General features: G+C 72.6%; 17 protein-coding genes and 1 riboswitch. Of the genes, 12 read left to right on the top strand and 5 right to left on the bottom strand.

Annotated elements, in window-relative coordinates; all coding sequences use genetic code 11:
* Positions 1–56: 56 nt before the first annotated feature.
* The 6 genes from ABGB17_RS15545 to ABGB17_RS15520 all read left to right on the top strand — a co-directional run bounded on the left by ABGB17_RS15545 (position 57) and on the right by ABGB17_RS15520 (position 6,179).
* Positions 57–1,397, top strand: a complete 1,341-nt coding sequence (locus tag ABGB17_RS15545) for an LCP family protein (RefSeq protein WP_347629896.1) — start codon at positions 57–59, stop codon at positions 1,395–1,397.
* A 140-nt stretch (positions 1,398–1,537) separates the two neighbouring features.
* Complete coding sequence (locus ABGB17_RS15540) at positions 1,538–2,128, top strand: DM13 domain-containing protein (protein WP_347629894.1); 591 nt, start codon at positions 1,538–1,540, stop codon at positions 2,126–2,128.
* Between the two features lie 42 nt (positions 2,129–2,170).
* A complete protein-coding gene (locus ABGB17_RS15535; protein ID WP_347629892.1) occupies positions 2,171–3,049 on the top strand; it encodes a DNA-formamidopyrimidine glycosylase family protein in 879 nt (292 codons plus the stop codon).
* 51 nt (positions 3,050–3,100) lie between these two features.
* Positions 3,101–3,433: a rhodanese-like domain-containing protein gene (locus tag ABGB17_RS15530; protein ID WP_347629890.1), complete on the top strand. Its 333-nt coding sequence runs from the start codon at positions 3,101–3,103 to the stop codon at positions 3,431–3,433.
* A 97-nt stretch (positions 3,434–3,530) separates the two neighbouring features.
* Positions 3,531–4,589, top strand: a complete 1,059-nt coding sequence (locus ABGB17_RS15525) for a hypothetical protein (protein ID WP_347629888.1) — start codon at positions 3,531–3,533, stop codon at positions 4,587–4,589.
* 107 nt (positions 4,590–4,696) lie between these two features.
* Positions 4,697–4,818, top strand: a riboswitch (TPP riboswitch).
* Complete coding sequence (locus ABGB17_RS15520; RefSeq protein WP_347629886.1) at positions 4,809–6,179, top strand: cytosine permease; 1,371 nt, start codon at positions 4,809–4,811, stop codon at positions 6,177–6,179. (Overlaps the previous riboswitch by 10 nt.)
* On the opposite strand, the gene ABGB17_RS15515 is transcribed toward ABGB17_RS15520, so the two are convergent.
* Positions 6,094–6,654, bottom strand: coding sequence for a methylated-DNA--[protein]-cysteine S-methyltransferase (locus ABGB17_RS15515; RefSeq protein ID WP_347629884.1), 561 nt, complete (start codon positions 6,652–6,654; stop codon positions 6,094–6,096). The genes ABGB17_RS15520 and ABGB17_RS15515 overlap by 86 nt on opposite strands.
* Before the next feature lie 187 nt (positions 6,655–6,841).
* Here ABGB17_RS15515 and ABGB17_RS15510 point away from each other — a divergent pair, with 187 nt between their 5' ends.
* Positions 6,842–8,737, top strand: a complete 1,896-nt coding sequence (locus tag ABGB17_RS15510; RefSeq protein WP_347629882.1) for a PAS domain S-box protein — start codon at positions 6,842–6,844, stop codon at positions 8,735–8,737.
* A 149-nt stretch (positions 8,738–8,886) separates the two neighbouring features.
* Entirely contained in the window at positions 8,887–9,321 is a 435-nt protein-coding gene (locus ABGB17_RS15505) for an ATP-binding protein (protein ID WP_347629880.1), read from the top strand.
* On the opposite strand, the gene ABGB17_RS15500 is transcribed toward ABGB17_RS15505, so the two are convergent.
* The 4 genes from ABGB17_RS15500 to ABGB17_RS15485 all read right to left on the bottom strand — a co-directional run bounded on the left by ABGB17_RS15500 (position 9,304) and on the right by ABGB17_RS15485 (position 11,932).
* Positions 9,304–10,503 (bottom strand): arginine deiminase, encoded by a 1,200-nt coding sequence (locus ABGB17_RS15500; RefSeq protein ID WP_347629878.1) that lies wholly within the window; start codon positions 10,501–10,503, stop codon positions 9,304–9,306. The genes ABGB17_RS15505 and ABGB17_RS15500 overlap by 18 nt on opposite strands.
* A gap of 194 nt (positions 10,504–10,697) precedes the next feature.
* On the bottom strand, positions 10,698–11,354 hold the full coding sequence (yidC, locus tag ABGB17_RS15495; protein ID WP_347629876.1) for a membrane protein insertase YidC: 657 nt from the start codon (positions 11,352–11,354) through the stop codon (positions 10,698–10,700).
* A gap of 88 nt (positions 11,355–11,442) precedes the next feature.
* A complete protein-coding gene (locus ABGB17_RS15490; protein ID WP_347629874.1) occupies positions 11,443–11,751 on the bottom strand; it encodes a DUF6412 domain-containing protein in 309 nt (102 codons plus the stop codon).
* Positions 11,752–11,764: 13 nt separating this feature from the next.
* Positions 11,765–11,932: a hypothetical protein gene (locus ABGB17_RS15485; protein WP_347629873.1), complete on the bottom strand. Its 168-nt coding sequence runs from the start codon at positions 11,930–11,932 to the stop codon at positions 11,765–11,767.
* Between the two features lie 281 nt (positions 11,933–12,213).
* Between ABGB17_RS15485 and ABGB17_RS15480 the strand changes: the two genes are divergently transcribed.
* From ABGB17_RS15480 to ABGB17_RS15465, 4 genes are all read left to right on the top strand, one after another.
* Positions 12,214–12,918, top strand: coding sequence for a response regulator transcription factor (locus tag ABGB17_RS15480; RefSeq protein ID WP_347629871.1), 705 nt, complete (start codon positions 12,214–12,216; stop codon positions 12,916–12,918).
* Complete coding sequence (locus ABGB17_RS15475) at positions 12,915–14,042, top strand: HAMP domain-containing sensor histidine kinase (protein ID WP_347629869.1); 1,128 nt, start codon at positions 12,915–12,917, stop codon at positions 14,040–14,042. The genes ABGB17_RS15480 and ABGB17_RS15475 overlap by 4 nt, the downstream gene beginning before the upstream one ends.
* A gap of 626 nt (positions 14,043–14,668) precedes the next feature.
* Entirely contained in the window at positions 14,669–15,001 is a 333-nt protein-coding gene (locus tag ABGB17_RS15470; RefSeq protein WP_347629867.1) for an STAS domain-containing protein, read from the top strand.
* An 875-nt stretch (positions 15,002–15,876) separates the two neighbouring features.
* The gene (locus ABGB17_RS15465; RefSeq protein WP_347629865.1) at positions 15,877–16,608 is read left to right on the top strand and encodes a glycosyltransferase; all 732 of its coding nucleotides are present in this window, start codon (positions 15,877–15,879) and stop codon (positions 16,606–16,608) included.
* The last annotated feature ends 32 nt before the right edge of the window (positions 16,609–16,640 follow it).

Genomic DNA, 16,640 nt, shown 5'->3' with positions numbered 1-16,640 from the left:
CGGGTTCGCGGCACGGGGGGCTCCGGCGCCGGACGATGAACGACAAGGTGGACGATATGGCGGGAGATCGGCCGGGGACGCCCGACGAGGTGGGTGCCGGCGAAGCGACCCGGGCGGTGCGGCGCCCGGCGGGCGGGGGCGCCCCGGATCCGTGGGCCGTTCCCCCCGGCGGGCGGGGCGACGCCTACGCCGCCGGGCAGCCGGCGTACCGGGCGCCCGCGGGCTCCGGGCGGGGGCACGGCGACATCGGGGCGGACCCCACCGTGCGGGGTGTCCTGCCGGACGAGGCGCCGCCGTTCGCCTCCCCGGGGGACGACGGGGCGCGCGGCAGGTCCCGGGTGTACGGCAAGCCGCGTTCGGGCGGGTCCCCGGTGCGGCCGCTGCCCGGCGGCGGGGGGCCCCGGCCGCCCGACCAGCCCGTACGCGGCGGAGGACCCCGCAGGCCGCGCCGCACCGGCCGCATCGTGCTGCGGGGGGTCGCGGTCCTGGTGGTGCTGCTGATCGTGCTCGGCGTCGGCGGCTTCTTCTGGATCAACTCGCGGCTGCGCACCATCGACGCGCTCACCGACTACGACGGCCGTCCCGCCGCCACGCCCGGCGAGGACTGGCTGCTGGTCGGCTCGGACACCCGGGCGGGCCTCACGGCCGCGCAGCGCAGGAAGCTCGCCACCGGCAAGACGGCAGGCAAGCGCACCGACACGATGATGCTGCTGCACGTGCCGGCCGGCGACGGCCGTCCCACCCTGGTCAGCCTGCCCCGCGACTCCTACGTGCCGATCGACGGGCACGGCAGCGACAAGCTCAACGCCGCTTACTCCTTCGGCGGGCCCAAGCTGCTGGCGAGGACCGTGGAGAAGGTCACCGGCATCCGGCTCGACCACTACATGGAGATCGGCTTCGGGGGGTTCGTCGGCATCGTCGACGCGGTCGGCGGCGTGAACATCTGCGTCAAGCAGAACATCGACGACCCCAAGGCCGGCATCAACCTGAAGAAGGGCTGCCAGGACATGGACGGCGGCACGGCCCTCGGGTACGTGCGCACCCGCAAGACCGGCAACATCCCGGACTTCGACCGCACCCAGCGGCAGCGGCAGTTCTTCTCCGCGGTGGTCAAGAAGGCCGCGAGCCCCGGCGTGCTCGCCAACCCGTTCCGGTCGGTCCCGCTGGCCGTCAGCGCCACCGACTCGGTCGCGGTTGACCCCGGCACCGGCGCCTTCGACCTGTTGTCCCTCGGGCTCGCGATGAGCGGCGACCCGGTCACCACGGCGGTGCCCATCGGGTCCCTGCCCACCGTCAACGGCGCGGCCGTGGTCAAGTGGGACACCCAGCGCGCCCTGCGGCTGTTCGACTCCCTGGCCGCGGACAAGCCCGTGCCGAAGGACGTCCTCAGCAAGTAGCCCCGCGGGCATCGTAAGGACTCCGTAATCGCGTCTCCAGCCGGTCGCGGGCCGTCACGTGCTCTTCTTGAGAACGTACGGCTCGCGCCTCGCGGAGGGAGGGAGCGGGCGTCCCGGGTCAGGGGCGCACGCGGCTCAGGATGGACGTCAGGAGAATCGCGCGTCACCCGGTGACCTGGGGGGCCGCCGTCGTGCTCGCGCTGGCCCTCGCCGGCGCCCTTTACCTGTTCCAGCCCTGGCGGTTGTTCACGACCGTCCACGTGGCCGAGCCGGTGCCGACAGCCGCCGCGGTGGCACCCTCCGCCGACGGCGACCCCTCCGCCGACGGCGACCCCTCCGCCGAGGGCGATGCGTCCGCGCCGGCCGCCGAGCCCGCCGGGCCCGAGGTGATCGCCACGGGGAGGTTCATCTCGCACGAGCACGCCACCTCGGGTACGGCGAAGGTGCTGAAGCTCGCCGACGGCCGGCGGGTGCTGCGCATCGAGAACCTCGACACCTCCGACGGCCCGGACCTGCGGGTGTGGCTCAGCGACCAGCCGGTCAAGGAGGGCACGGCCGGGTGGCGGCTCTTCGACGACGGCGCCTGGGTGGAGCTCGGCGACCTCAAGGGCAACAAGGGCGACGCCAACTACGCGATCCCGGCGGACGCCGACCTCGGCGAGCTCACCAGCGTGACGATCTGGTGCCGCCGGTTCGCCGTGTCGTTCGGCGCCGCCGCGCTGAAGGCCTGATCGGCGGGGGCGGCACGCCCGCGCGGCGGTTAGGGTGAGGCCATGCCGGAGCTTCCCGAAGTGGAGTCGCTCGCGGAGTTCCTCCGCGAGCGGGCCGTGGGCCGCCAGATCGCGGTGGTCGAGGTGGTCGCCTTCCAGGCGCTGAAGACGGTGGACCCGCCCGTGTCGTCGCTCGGCGGGCTGACGGTGACCGGCGTGGCCAGGTACGGCAAGTTCCTCGACCTCGACTGCGACGGCCTGCACTTCGTCACCCACCTGGCCAGGGGCGGCTGGCTGCGCTGGCGCGACGACCTGACCGGCGCCAAGCCGGTGCGCCCCGGCAAGAGCCCCCTGGCGGTGCGGGTGCGCCTGGCGCCGGACGACGAGGGCCTCGCCCCCGGCTTCGAGCTCACCGAGGCGGGCACCCAGAAGCGCCTCGCCGTGTACGTCGCGCGCGACCCTTCCGACGTCCCCGGCATCGCGAGCCTCGGCCCCGACCCCCTGGCGTCCGACTTCACCGCCGAGGCGCTCGGCGCCATCCTGGGCGGCAGCCGCACCCAGGTCAAGGGCCTGCTGCGCGACCAGAAGGTGATCGCGGGCATCGGCAACGCCTACTCCGACGAGGTGCTGCACGCCGCGCGCATGTCCCCCTTCAAGATCGCCGGCTCGCTGACCGAGGACGAGACGGCGCGCCTGCACGAGGCCATCGTCACGACGCTGCGCGACGCGACCGAGCGCTCCCGCGGCATGGCCGCCAAGGATCTCAAGGCCGAGAAGCGCTCCGGCCTGCGGGTCCACGGCCGCACCGGCGAGGCCTGCGACGTCTGCGGCGACACGATCAGAGAGGTCTCCTTCGCCGACTCCTCCCTGCAGTACTGCCCCACCTGCCAGACCGGCGGCAAGCCCCTGGCCGACCGCCGCATGTCCCGCCTGCTCAAGTAGCCCTTCGGCCGCTGCGTGCCCGCGCGCCGCCCGTGCCGGGAACCGGCGACAATGGTGTACATGAACGTGCCAGAGATCGAGGCCCGCCAGGTGCCGGACGACGTCTTCCTGCTCGACGTACGCGAGCCCGACGAGTGGCAGGCCGGCCACGCCCCCACCGCCGTCCACATCCCCCTGGGCACGCTGCAGCAGCGTGTGGACGAGCTCCCCGCCGGCGTTCCCGTCTACGTCATCTGCAAGGTGGGCGGCCGATCCGCCAACGCCACCGCCTGGCTCAACCACATCGGCCGCGAGGCCGTCAACGTCGCCGGCGGCATGCTCTCCTGGTCCGCCGCGGGCCGTCCGATGGTGGCCGAACACGGGGGGCATCCCTTCGTCGCCTGACGGACAGACGTTAAGATCCGGTAAAAACTCGTCAAACTCATGGTCGCCGGCATGCCAACTTTTCCGTGAAAGGCGCGTCTTACCTTTTATGGGACTATTGCTTCGCGGCACCGCCGCAGCCGTCGCCCTTGTCGTCAGCGCGGGGCCCGCCACCGCCGACGCCGTGGCGCCGGCCGGTCAGTGGAATGTCGTCCATCACGACCGCCGCGACGCCTACGACGCGGTGACGGTGACGCCGGGTGGGGCGGTCTGGGTCGCCGGGACGAGGCGCGGACCAAACGGCACCGAGTCGCTCCTGTTGAAGGGCGGCCGGTCCGCCTTCAAGCGTGTGACCGGGCCGGGCTTCCGGGTCAAGCGGCTGACGTCGGCGTCCGACACCAGGGTCTGGGCGTTCGGCGCGTCACGCTACGCCCGGTGGGACGGCAAGCGCTGGCAGGTCAAGCGATGGCACCACGGCCGGGTGGACCGGGCGTATTCCATCGGTGAGAACCTGTGGGTCATCGAGAACGCCACCACGTTCCCGCCGGGCGGCAAGGCCGGGTGGAAGGCGAAGTCCACGCTGCGGCGCCTGGCCGGGTCGGTGTGGCGCAAGGTGCGCACGCCGATCGTGGTCAAAGGACTCGACGGCAAGTGGGCGGCGGGCTCGGTGCGCGGCAAGGCGGCTCTGGCCCGCTGGACCGGCACGGCCTGGCGCGCGGTCGCGCTTCCGGCGGTCCCGTCCGCGCACCCGGGCCAGATCTCGGAGCTCACCGATGTCGCGGTCGACGGTGAGACCGCCCGGGTGATGGCCGTCGGCTGGGTCGCCTGGCCCTGCGGCGGCGCGAAGCGCTCCTTCTGCGGTGAGACTTTGCTGCTGACCGGCTATCTGGGCAGCTTCGGCTTCGAGGTCCGCGGTGAACCGGGCATCCAGCCGCGGGCCCAGGCGGAGCCCGACGGCAGAGGCGGGGCCTGGATCGTCTACGACGCCAAGGGCGGAGGCAGCAGGTACCTGCACATCGGCCCCGACAGTGTCGAGCCGGGCTCCTTCCCGGCTCCGCCGAACCGGAAGGCGTCCGTCCGTGACCTCGCTCTCCAGTTGGAGAGCGGCGGTGCCATCTGGGCGGTCGGCGCGGCACCTTCCGGCCGCGACGGTTCGATCTGGGCCCGCCGCCCCTGAGCCGGCCGGGGCCCACCGGGTGCCGGATGCCTGCCTGCCGGTAGCTGATCGCAGGCGAATAGGGCATCATTGGGGCGCGAGCGGGGGATGACCTCCCAACTCGACACGAAGTCCAACGCGGGAGCTCGGGCGAAACCGGGCTGAGAGGGCGGCTCCTTCATCAGGCGCGCCGCCGACCGCATGAACCTGTCCGGATAATGCCGGCGTAGGGAGTGTGTGATGTCGCCTGCCGTCGACGAGGCTCCGCTGACCCTTGACGAGGCTCCCCCGAAGACACTCGGGGCGTTCGACCAAGGGGCGTTCTGGGCGAACCTCGGAGTGAGCCTTCTCGGGTTCTCCGGGGCCCTCCTGCTGCTCGACCCGCTCGGCGGGGCTCCCCTCGGGCTGGGGGCGGCGGTGCTCGCGGCCGTGGCCGGGAGCCTCATCGGGACGGTGATGGTCGGGCTGGCGGCCGTGCCCGGCGCGCGGACGGGGGCGCCGGCGATGGTGCTGCTGCGCGGGCTGTTCGGGGCGCGGCTGTCCTATGTGCCGACCGTGCTCAACATCGTGCAGATGTTCGGCTGGGGGGCCTTCGAGCTGTGGGTGATCGCCAACGGGGCACAGGCGATCTTCGGGGACGCGGTGCCGTACCAGGCGTGGGTGGTCGCGGCGGGGGCGCTGACCGTCGCGCTGACCATCCGGCCGCTCGGTGTGATCCGCCTGCTGCGCCGCTTCGTCACCGCGGGCGTGGTGATCGCGATGATCTGGCTCACGGTCGCGCTGGTGCGGCAGGCGCCGAGCCTCGGTGCCGGGAGCTGGCACTCCTTCGCGCCCGCGGTGGACTACGTGATCGCGCTGTCGGTCTCGTGGGTCCCGGTCGCCGCCGACTACGCCCGCCATTCGCGGTCCGGCCGGGCGGCGTTCGGCGGGGTGGTCACCGGCTACACGATCGCCCAGGTGGCGTGCCTGGTGCTCGGCATCCTGGCGCTCGCCGTGGTGGGGAACGACCCCGACCGGGTGTGGGAGGCGTTCGTCGCGGTGCCGCTCGGCGGGTTGTTCTTCGGCGTGCTGGTGCTGCGCGAGACCGATCAGTCGTTCGCCAACGTCTACTCCACCGCGATGTCGCTGCAGAACCTGATGCCGCGCGTGGACCGGCGGGTGCTTTCCGCCGCGGTCGGCGCTCTGACCACGGTGATCGCCCTGTTCGCCGACGTGAACTCCTACGGCGCGTTCCTCGGCCTGATCGGCGCGGTGTTCGTGCCGATGTTCGCGGTGCTCGCCGTGGACTACTTCGTGCTCGGCGGCGCCGCCCGCTGGGACACCTCGGCCGGCGCGCCCGCCCGGTGGGCGATGATCGTTCCCTGGGTGCTGGGTTTCGTCGCGTACTGGCTGGTCACGGCGACGCCGACGGTCGACGGGTGGGACACCGCGTGGGCGCAGGTGCGTGAGGCGATCGGGTTCGAGCGTCAGCCCTGGATGAACGCGGCGCTGGCGGCGTTCCTCGTCGCCGCGCTGGTGACGTTCCTCACACGGCTCCTTCCAGGCGGAGCAGCAACTCCTTCGCCGCGGGACCGCCGGCGTACCCCCCAAGACGACCAGGCGCCTCGATGACCCGGTGACAGGGCACGATCACGCAGACAGGGTCGGCCGTCAGCGCGTTGCCGATGGCGCGCAGCGCCTGCGGCCGGCCCATGCGCTCGGCGATCTCGGGGTAGGTGGTGAGGCCGCCGAACGGGATCGCCATGGTCATCTGCAGCACCGTGCGGGCGAACGGCGGGGCCAGCCGCAGGTCCACCGGGACGGTGAACGTGCGCAGCCGGCCGGAGAAGTACGCGTCGAGCTCGCGCCGCACCGGGTCCAGCCGGCGGGGGTCGGGCCCGATGAAGTTGCCGAGGGCCCGCGTGACCCGGGCGAAGACGACGTGCTCGTCCTCGTAGCTGCACGCGACCAGGCCGCGCGCCGTCACGGCCAGCGCCAGCCGTCCCACGGGGGTGTCGGTCATGCCGAACGCGACCTCGGGCGGGGTCTCGCCCACGTAGCCGGGGGTGGTCAGCCGCACCAGGGCCTCAAGGTCGCCCGCCGTCATGACCACCCCTTCCGGTCCCCGCTACCGGCAGCGTAGCGGAGCGGAGGCCGTGGACGGCCGTCGGCCGTCCGACGGCATGTCGCCGCCCTTCCCGGTGGCCGTCCCGGGGTGATCAGCGTGAGGAATGCGAAGATTCGCACAACGAAACCTGGCGAGACGGCGACGGAAAACAGGCACGATGGAGGTCATGAGCGACGACAGCGAGCAGAACGTGGCGAACGCCGACGACGGTCTCGCTCGCGCCGTCGTCGCCAGTTCGGCCAGCGCCGTCGTGGCGCTCGACCGCGACCTCGCCGTCCTGTCGTGGAACCCCGCCGCCGAGCGCCTGTTCGGCTGGCACGCCGCTGAGCTGACCGGACGGCGGGCGCCGATCGTCCCCGACGAGCTGATGGCCGAGCTCAACGCGGTGCTGGAGCGTGCCCGCACCGGCGGCCCGGTCTCGTTGCGCACCAAACGGCTCCGCAAGGACGGCGCTCTGTTCGACGTCGGGGTGGACATCAGCGCCCTGCGCTCCGACGGCGGGGCACTGCTCGGGTACGTCAGCGTCTACCACCCGGTCGACGACGACCGCGCCGCGCGGGAACGCGGCGCCCGCCGGGCCCGCCTGGTGCGGCGGCTCACCGACGTCGTGGCGGACATCAACGCCGAGCTGGAGCTGCCGCACGTCCTCGACCGCATCGCCGAGAGCCTGACCGAGCTCACCGGGGCCGACGCCGGGGGTTTCGTGCTGATCGAGGACGACCGCCTGCGGCTGGTCAGCACGCACGGCCTGCCGGGCGACCTGCGCGGCGCCACCGCCGACCTGCGCACCAGCCTGGTGGGCAAGCTGCTGCGCACCGGCAAGACCGTGCTGCTCGAGACCGGCGACCAGGCCATGCTGGACGAGCTGATCTGGTCGGAGCTGCCCGGCCTGCACACCATCGCCCTCGGCGTCGCGGCGGTGGGCGGGCGGCCGTACGGTGCGCTGTACGCGTTGTTCGCCCAGCACAAGGCCGGGCACATCGAGCTGGAGCTGCTCGAACTGCTCGCCGGGCACGCCGGCATCGCGCTCGGCAACGCCATGGCCTACCAGGACGCCGTGCGGCAGCGGGCGCACGAGCGCGCGGTCGTGGACGCCAGCGCCGACGGCATCGCGGTGCTGGACGAGTCCGGCTCGGTGCGCCAGTGGAACCCCGCCGCCGAGGAGCTGACCGGCCTGCCCGCCGCCGAGGTCATCGGCGGGCGCCCGCCGTTCCCGCTGCCCGCGCCGGGCGAGAAGCTCACCACCCAGTTGCCGTCCGGCCGCTGGCTCGACGTCGTGAGCGCCGAGATCGTCGAGACCGCCGAGGTGGTGGTCGACTTCCGCGACGTGACGCGGGCCAAGGAGCTGGAGGAGGCCAAGGATCTCTTCCTCGCCACGACCAGCCACGAGCTGCGCACCCCGATCACCGTCGTGCAGGGCTTCGCCAGCACGCTGGACGCCCGCTGGGACAAGATGTCGGACGTCGAGCGGCGCTCGGCGGTGCGCACCATCGCCGAGCGGTCCCGCTCACTGGGCCGGCTCATGGACCACCTGCTGCTCGGCGCGCGGGCCGGGGCCAAGGAGCTGAAGGTCCGCGTGGAGAGCTTCGACCTCGGGGAACGGGTGCGGGCCGCCACCCTCGGCATGCCCGCACTGTCGGACAAGCACCGGGTCGAGGTGGACATCCCGCCCGGCCTGCCGCCGGTGGACGGCGACACACTCGCCACCGACATCCTGCTCGGCCAGCTCCTGGAGAACGCCTTCAAGTACTCGCCGGACGGCGGGCTGATCCGCGTGGCCGTCTGGCAGGACGGCGACCGCGTCGTGCTCACCGTGGAGGACGAGGGCGTCGGCATCGCGCCGGACGACCGTGACCGCGTGTTCGAGCGGTTCGTCCAGGCCGACAGCGGCGACCGGCGCCGGTTCGGCGGGGTGGGGCTCGGGCTCTACATCGCGCGGAGCCTCGCCCGGGCGCAGGGCGGGGACGTGACGGCACACCCGCGGCCCGGTGGGGGAACACGAATGCGTTTCGTGCTGGCCGCCGCTCAGGCCTATATCGAATCCGACACACCGAAGCGGTAACGAGCCGGTCACAGTTGTATTCGCGTACTCTCGTTTCTGCACAAGGTGTGATCGCGGCGCGGTTTCCCTGACCAGCCATCGGGGCATTTCGGTCTTACTGGGATGTGTTTCCTCCGGGGGAATGCAGGGATCGGGGAAGTGAGGGCGTCGTGCTGTTGCCGTATGCGCCGACCAGCGTCGCGATAGCCCGGAGGAAGCTCAGCGCCGATCTCGCGGAACGCGGCGTCTACGACACCGCGGTCGAGGACGCCGTCCTGGTGGTCAGCGAACTGCTCAGCAACGCCCTGCGGCACGCGCATCCGCTGCCGTCCGGGCAGATCATGGCCACCTGGGACTGGTCGGACGATCACCTTGAGGTGACGGTCAGTGACGGCGGCGCCGCCACCGAACCCCGCGCCGGACGTCCCACATTGTCCTCACTCGGCGGGCGCGGGCTCGGCATCGTGGAATTTCTCGCCACCCGGTGGGGTGTGCGGCACGACGGAGAAGTCACCACTGTATGGGCGGTATTGCCGGCCCCGGCCGCGGTCCTTGAAGCCCAAATGCGGGCGCCCGAAATGGGAATTCTACGCGAGTGCGGATAGCCGTTCCCGGCTGATCGGGCACGACATGCACCGCGGCCCGCCCCGGCCGCTGCCGAGTTCGCTGCCCGCGATCCTGATCACCTTGATCCCGGCCGCCTCCAGGCGCGCGTTGGTCTCCACGTTACGCTCGTACGCCACCGCGACCCGCGGGGCCAGCGCCAGCGTGTTGTTGCCGTCGTCCCACTGCTCCCGCTCCGCGGTCACCGGGTCGAGGCCGGTGTCGATCACCTTCACCCGCTCCACGCCCATCGCGTGGGCCGCCGCCTCCAGGAAGGGCCGCGGCTCTGCGACGCGCAGCTCGTCGTCGGCGGTCATGGTCACCGTGTGGGCCTGCAGCGAGTACGCCACCGGCGGGTACATCACCACGGTGTCCACGTCCACCATCGTGCAGATGGTGTCGAGGTGCATGGTCGCCCGCTGCTGCGCGATCGGCACGGCCAGCACGGTGTGCGCGAGCCCGGTGGCGAACACCCGGCGGCACAGCCGCTCCACGCCCGCCGGGGTCGTGCGCTCGCCCGTGCCCACCGCGATGACACCCGGCGCCATCAGCAGCACGTCGCCGCCCTCCAGGTGCTCCAGCCACGGCTCGTACAGGTGCTCGATGCCGGAGAACCGCGGGTGGTGGGTGTAGATCAGCCGGGTGAGCAGGCTCTCGCGGGCACGGGCCGGCATGGCCAGGCTCGTCACCGCCACCCGGTCGCCGATCCACACGCTGGAGTCCCGGGTGAACAGCAGGTTGGGCAGCGGGTCGATGACGAAGTCGTGCCGGTCCATCAGGTCGTACACCAGGCCCCGGCCGGTCTGCAGCTCCTCGCGGGCCAGCCCGGCGATCAGCGTCTGCGAGAGGTCCTCGGGGTCGAGCCCCTCGAGATGCCGCCGGGTGAGCTGCGACAGCCGGTCGCCGAGCTGCCGGTCCGCCAGCACCGCCGGGATGATCTCCTCGCGGGCCTCCTCGTACTCCAGGGTGTCCTGGAGCAGCTCGGTCAGGTACAGCACCTCGACGCCGTGGTCGCGCAGCGCGTCGGCGAACGCGTCGTGCTCCTCCTGGGCCCGGCCGACCCAGGGGATCGCGTCGAACAGCAGTTTGTCGTTGTTGCGCGGGGTGAGCCGTTTGAGCTCGGCGCCCGGGCGGTGCAACATCACCGTGGCCAGCCGTCCGACCTCGCTGTCGGCTCCGTTCATGGTTGGATCCTCCCCGCCGGGCCGCTTTTCCGACAATCCACGGTAGTGGGGCGGCGCCTCCCGGCGGGGGACCGGGGCGGCGGTCTAGGCCTGTTTTCCGCACGAGCCCGAAAGTCCCTGGCCGGGTGTCAAGTGTCATCCGGCACGGTGAGTGATCGGTTCATGTTGTCGAGGGCGATGTGCGGAAAATGGGTCTAGGCGGGGCGCGGGTACAGCAGGACCCGCTCGGCCGCCGTCCACGCCGAGCTGACCAGCAGATACAGCACCGCGGCCAAAGGCACGAACGCCGCGAGGACAACGGTGCCGTACGGCATCAGCCGCAGTGCCCGCGGCTGCACCTCGCCCATCCGGCGGGAGACCACCCACGCCACCACGGCCAGCAGCGCGAACAGGCCGAGGAAGACCAGCGCGGGCGCGCCGAGCAGGCCGCCGCCCGCCACCGCCGCGGCGAAGTGCTCGCCGAGCGGCACGCCGAGCGCGCTCTGCGCGAGCAGCAGGTTGGGGTGCCCCGCGATGGACGCGGACACGAACACGCGGTAGGCGACCAGGAAGAACGGCGCCTGGGCGAGCGCGGGGCCGAGGCCCGCGAACATCGACGTGCCCTCCGCGCGGTACAACGCGGAGGTCTCCCTGATCATGCGCTCGGGGTCGCGGGCGTGACGCTCGCGCAGCGCCGCCACCTTCGGCGCGAGGCGCAGCCTGGCCTTGGCGGCGGCGACCTGGCGCAGGGTGAGCGGCAGGAGCAGCGCGCGCACGGCCAGGGTGAACAGGACGATCGCGAGGGCCGGGCCGGTCAGGGAGCCGAGGCCGGTGATCAGGCGGTAGGCGGTTTCCAGTACGAGGTCGAACATGACGGAAGGTCCCTTCGTCGTGGGGATGGACGCGACGAAAGCACCCGCCGGGAACCGGCGCGGGGGAGAGACGAACAGCCGCCGGGCCTCAGCCGCCCAGTGGGCGGGCCGACGCCGTGCCGGGACGCGCGGCGGGCGCGGGACCGGCGGACGGAGCCCTCGGGCGGGGACGGCCCGCCGCGGCGGGATGCCGCAGCCGTACGAACGGGACGTGCTCGGCACGTCGGCGCGACCACGCCGCCGGGGCCGCCGCGACCGGGGCGACCGGCCGTACCGCCCACGCGAGCAGGAGAAGGGTGACCCCCACCAGGCCGACCGCCGCCAGCGTCGCGGGGCCGGACTGCCCCGCGACGAGCTGCGCGAGCAGCGCGACGGTCGCGTCGAGGAGGGTCGTCAAAGGGTTCTCCGGGCTACTTGGAGAGCTTGCCGAGCACCGTGACGGCGGCGACCGCGACGAAGGCGATGACGGCGATGATGAGCAGCACCTTGAAGATGCCGAACAGAGCGGGGATCAGCAGTCCGAACACCACGTAGATCGCGAGCAGGACGCCGAGTACGGACAACACGATGCGGGCCATAAGCAGAAGGTACGTCGCGGCGGGCCCCGCCGCGAGCCATCGGCGAGATCGTGACCTTGACCGTGCCGGTCCTGTGCCGTCCTGTGCCGGTCACGTGCCGCCTTACGAAGTGGTGACGGAGTTCGTGGAACGCACCAGATCGGCTCTACGGTGGATATCCGGGTAGGGGGACCGGTCCGGCGAGCGGAGGGAGGGCCGCTTTCCATGGCCCAAGCCACAGTTCTTCACGAGGCCCGGCCGGCCGGTGGTGTGCGGGATCGTCTCGGTGAGATGGGGGAACGATGAGCGTGGCGCCGCCGACCCGGATCCTGGTGGTGGACGACGACCCCACCGTGGCCGAGGTCGTCGTGAAGTACCTGGAACGTGACGGGCACAAGGTCGAGAGCGTCGGCGACGGCGCCGAGGCGCTGCGCCGCGCCCTCGCCGACCCGCCCGACCTGCTCGTGCTCGACCTGATGCTGCCCGGCATGGACGGCCTCCAGGTCTGCAAGAAGCTGAGGGAACGCTGGCCGGTGCCGGTCATCATGCTCACCGCGCTCGGCGAGGAGATGGACCGCGTCGTCGGCCTGGAGACCGGCGCCGACGACTACGTCACCAAGCCGTTCAGCCCCCGTGAGCTGGCACTTCGCGTGCAGTCCGTGCTGCGCAGGGCCCGCGGCGCCCTGGTCACCACCGGCACGGGCGTGCTGCGGGACGCCGACCTCGTGGTGGACGTCGGGGCCCACGAGGTGCGGCTCGGCGGGCACGAGATCACGTTGACCGCGCGGGAGTACGACCTGCTGGCCCACCTGATGCGCAACCCCCGGCAGGCGTTCAGCCGGGCCGCGCTGCTCAACCAGGTGTGGGGGTGGTCGTTCGGCGACTCCTCCACCGTGACCGTCCACGTGCGGCGGCTGCGCGAGAAGATCGAACCCGATCCCACCGCGCCACGGCGCATCGTCACCGTGTGGGGCGTCGGGTACCGCTACGAGCCGGTGGCGCCGTGATCCTCCAGATCATCGCGGTCACCACGGGCCTGGGACTGGTGATCGCGGCGCTCGGGCTCACCGGGTTGTGGCTGCTGCGGGGACGGTCCATCGGGGTGATGCTGGCCGTCGTCGCGGTGGTGACCGTCGCGGCGACGCTCGCGGGGGTGGTGGCGATCACCATGGAAATGATCATCGACGGGCATCCGAAGGACGTCGTGCTCACCGTGGTCGCCATCGCCGGCCTCGTCGGGCTCGGCGTCGCGCTGGTCGTGGCGCGTCAGGTGGTGGCGGCCAGCAGGAGGCTCGTCACCGCCGTCGAGGCCGTGCCGCCCAGCCTGGACTTCACGCCGCCGCAGGGGCCGCTGCCCGCCGAGCTGCGCACCATCGCGCAGGCCCTGGACCAGGCGTACGAGCGGCTGCGTGAGGGGCGCGAACGGGAGAGGGCGCTGGAGGGCGCGCGGCGCGAACTGGTGGCCTGGGTCAGCCACGACCTGCGCACCCCGCTCGCCGGCATGCGGGCCATGGCGGAGGCGCTCGAGGACGGCGTGGTGGACGACACCGCGACCGTGCGCCGGTACCACAACCAGATCAGGCTCGAAGTGGACCGGCTCGCCCACATGGTGGACGACCTGTTCGAACTGTCCCGCATCCACGCGGGCGCGCTGCGGCTCAGCCCGCGCCGCGTCGGCCTCGGCGATCTCGTGGCCGACGCGCTCGCGGGCGTCGAGGCCCTGGCCAGGGCCAAGGGCGTGCGGCTCACCGGCGACACGCCGCCGGTGCTCCCGGTGTACGCCGACGCCGCCGAACTCGGGCGGGCGCTGCGCAACCTGGTCGTCAACGCCATCCGCCACACACCGCAGGACGGCGCCGTCGTGGTGCGGGCCACCGCCGACGACGGCACCGTGCGGCTGTCGGTGGCCGACGCCTGCGGCGGCATCCCCGAGGACGACCTACCACGGGTGTTCGACGTGGCCTTCCGCGGCGAGACCGCGCGGACCCCAGGCCCCGATCGGGGCGCGGGGCTCGGGCTCGCCATCGCCCGGGGCATCGTCGAAGCGCACGAAGGCGCCATCGCCGTCGTCAACGAGGGCCCGGGGTGCCGTTTCGAGATCAGCCTCCCCCGCGCCGCCCCGTCCGCCTGAGCCGTTCTCGCCGGCCTTCTCCGGCAGGGTGTCCAGCGCCTCGCACATGGCGCGGAACGTCGGGCACGGCCAGCGCCACATACAACTGCGGCACCGCAGGATCGGGTGTGCCGCGTCACTGGTGATGCCGCCGGCGTCCCGCGGCTGGTGCAGGTCGAGCAGCCGCAGGCCGAGCTCGGAGAAGCACTTCAGCTCCGTGCGCGCCCCGGCCAGCAGGTCCAGGTCGTCCACGGTGAGCCGGGTTCTGATCGGGACGTAGCCGTCCCGGTTGAGCAGCGGCCGGAGCGGAAGGGCGGCGTCCCCCCAGGCGCGTGCCCGCTCCGACCGGCCGAGTATGGCCTCCAATCGCCGCCGCATGCCGTGCCGCCGGGGATCCTCGGGCAGTTCAGTGTTCATCAGCGGTATCGGGCCCGTCGCAATCCACGCCCGCCCCTCCTTCTCCACATAACGACCGGATGCGGAGGTTCCGGGTCTTCTCCCCTTCCGGCCGAGCCGGTGTCGCATAGCGTCAAGCTTTGCGTACGCAGCGTTTCGGCGTGCCCAGAACCGGGGACAACAGGCGGACGACTCTTCGGTTATCGCGGTAGAACGTGACCCGGCGGCAGTACGGCGCTAGTGTGCCCGCTGTGGAGCTCAAGGTCTCGACTCGATCACATGCCGGCCACGCTATCTTGACGGTCGTCGGCGAAATCGACCTATATACCGCGCCTCGTCTCCAGGCGGAATTCACCCGCCTGCTGGAGACCGGCCCCGACCGTGTGGTCATCGACATGTCCGGCGTGGAGTTCTGCGACTCCACCGGCATGAACGTCCTCCTGTCCGCCCTCAAGCGAATGCGAGAACGCGGCGGCACCCTGGAGGTGGCCGCCCCCCGCCCCGCCGTGCGAAAGATCCTCCAAGTAACCGGCCTGGACTCGGTCTTCACCGTCCACGACACCCTCCCCACCACCCCCGACTGACCCGTCCAGTCCCCCCACCCACCCGGCGCCGCCCCGCCCCGGCGCCCCCGACCACCCCGCCTTCCGGCAACCCCCACCACCCCCTGATCGACGCCACCGTCACGCCCGCACCCCTGGCCCTCACCGACGCCACCGACACATCCCGACCGCACCACGCACCCCACCGGCGCCCCGTCGAACGCCCTGACCGTCCCGACCGCCACCGGCGCGACGGGAAGCGGTACGGCGCTCCCGGCCCCGCCCCACACCCGCCAACCGTCCCCCCACGGCGAACGGCACCCCGTGCGACCCCCGGCCCCGAGCAGACCCAGTCCCGGCGCCGGCACAGCGGGAAGTGGTACGGCGATGAAGCCGCACGGGTGACCGGCCGTCCACGGCGGGTCGTCCACGGCGGGTCGTCCACGACGGGCCGCCCACGGCGGGCCGCCCACGACAGGCCGACAGGCCGCCCACGACGGGTCGTCCACGGACGGGCCGTCCACAGCGGCAGGCACACCGGGCGGCCGGGCCCGTGCCACCTGCCCGCCGCATGTCGCGCACGACGGCCCGCACGTGCTGTGCCGCGCGCCCCGGGCAGGCCCAGAACCGGCGCCGACGCGGTGGGACGTGGTGCGGTGAGTTCGGCGCCGTCATACGGTGTACAGCCGGGGCCGTGCACGTGTGGTACTCGCCGTCTCACGGCGTGCTTCTCGTGCCTCCGGCTCGGACGGGTCTTCACGGGGCCGGACCCACGCCGGAGCTCCCTGGTGGTGGCTCGGCTTCGATGTCCGGGTGACGGTGTTTCAGGGGCTGGAAGCCGGTGGTGGCCGGTACGGTGAGGGCGGGCTTCGCGGTTGAGGCGGGGCGGTGTCCCAGGGAATGAGGAGGAAGGGGTCATGGGCGGTCCGCAGGGGCGGAACGGGGTTGCGGTGGTCATTCCGGCCAAGGACGAAGAGGATCGGGTCGAGGCCACGGTCAGGGCCGCGTTCACGATTCCGGGGGTCGACCTGGTCGTGGTGGTGGACGACGGGTCGGCGGACACCACGGGGAAGGTCGCCAAGGCGGCGGGTGCGCGGGTCGTCCGGCATGGGCGGAACCGCGGGAAGGCCGGGGCCATGGAGAGCGGCGCCGAGGCGGTGCGGCTGTTCGACGAGGGAGAGCCGCGGCATCTGCTCTTCCTGGACGCCGACCTCGCCGAGACCGCGGCGGCCGCGGCGCCGTTGGTCGAGCCGGTGGTCGCGGGGGAGGCGGACATGACCATCGCGACGTTCGTCACCCGGGTCAAGCTGGGCGGCCACGGCTTCGTCGTCCGGCTGGCCAAGGAAGGCATCCGCAGGGCCGCCGGCTGGGAGGCCACGCAGCCGCTCAACGGTCAGCGCTGCCTGACCCGCGCCGCCTTCGAGGCGGCCCGCCCGCTCGCCCGCGGCTTCGGCGTCGAGACCGCCATGACGATCGACCTGCTGCGCAAGGGGTTCCGGGTCGTCGAGGTCGAGGTCGAGATGGCCCACCGCGCCACCGGCACCGACTGGCGCGCCCAGCTCCACCGCGCCCGCCAGTTCCGCGACGTCGGTCTCGCCCTGGCCCGCCGCACCCCCGTGACCACCCTCCTTCCCGCCTCCCGCCACTGACAGGCCACACTCCCCGGCCCGTCACCCCGCGC

The sequence above is a fragment of the Sphaerisporangium sp. B11E5 genome (assembly GCF_039871875.1).
Classification (GTDB): Bacteria; Actinomycetota; Actinomycetes; order Streptosporangiales; family Streptosporangiaceae; genus Sphaerisporangium.
The sequence above is the reverse complement of the archived record's forward strand: the minus strand, read 5'-3'. Positions and strand labels throughout refer to the sequence as shown.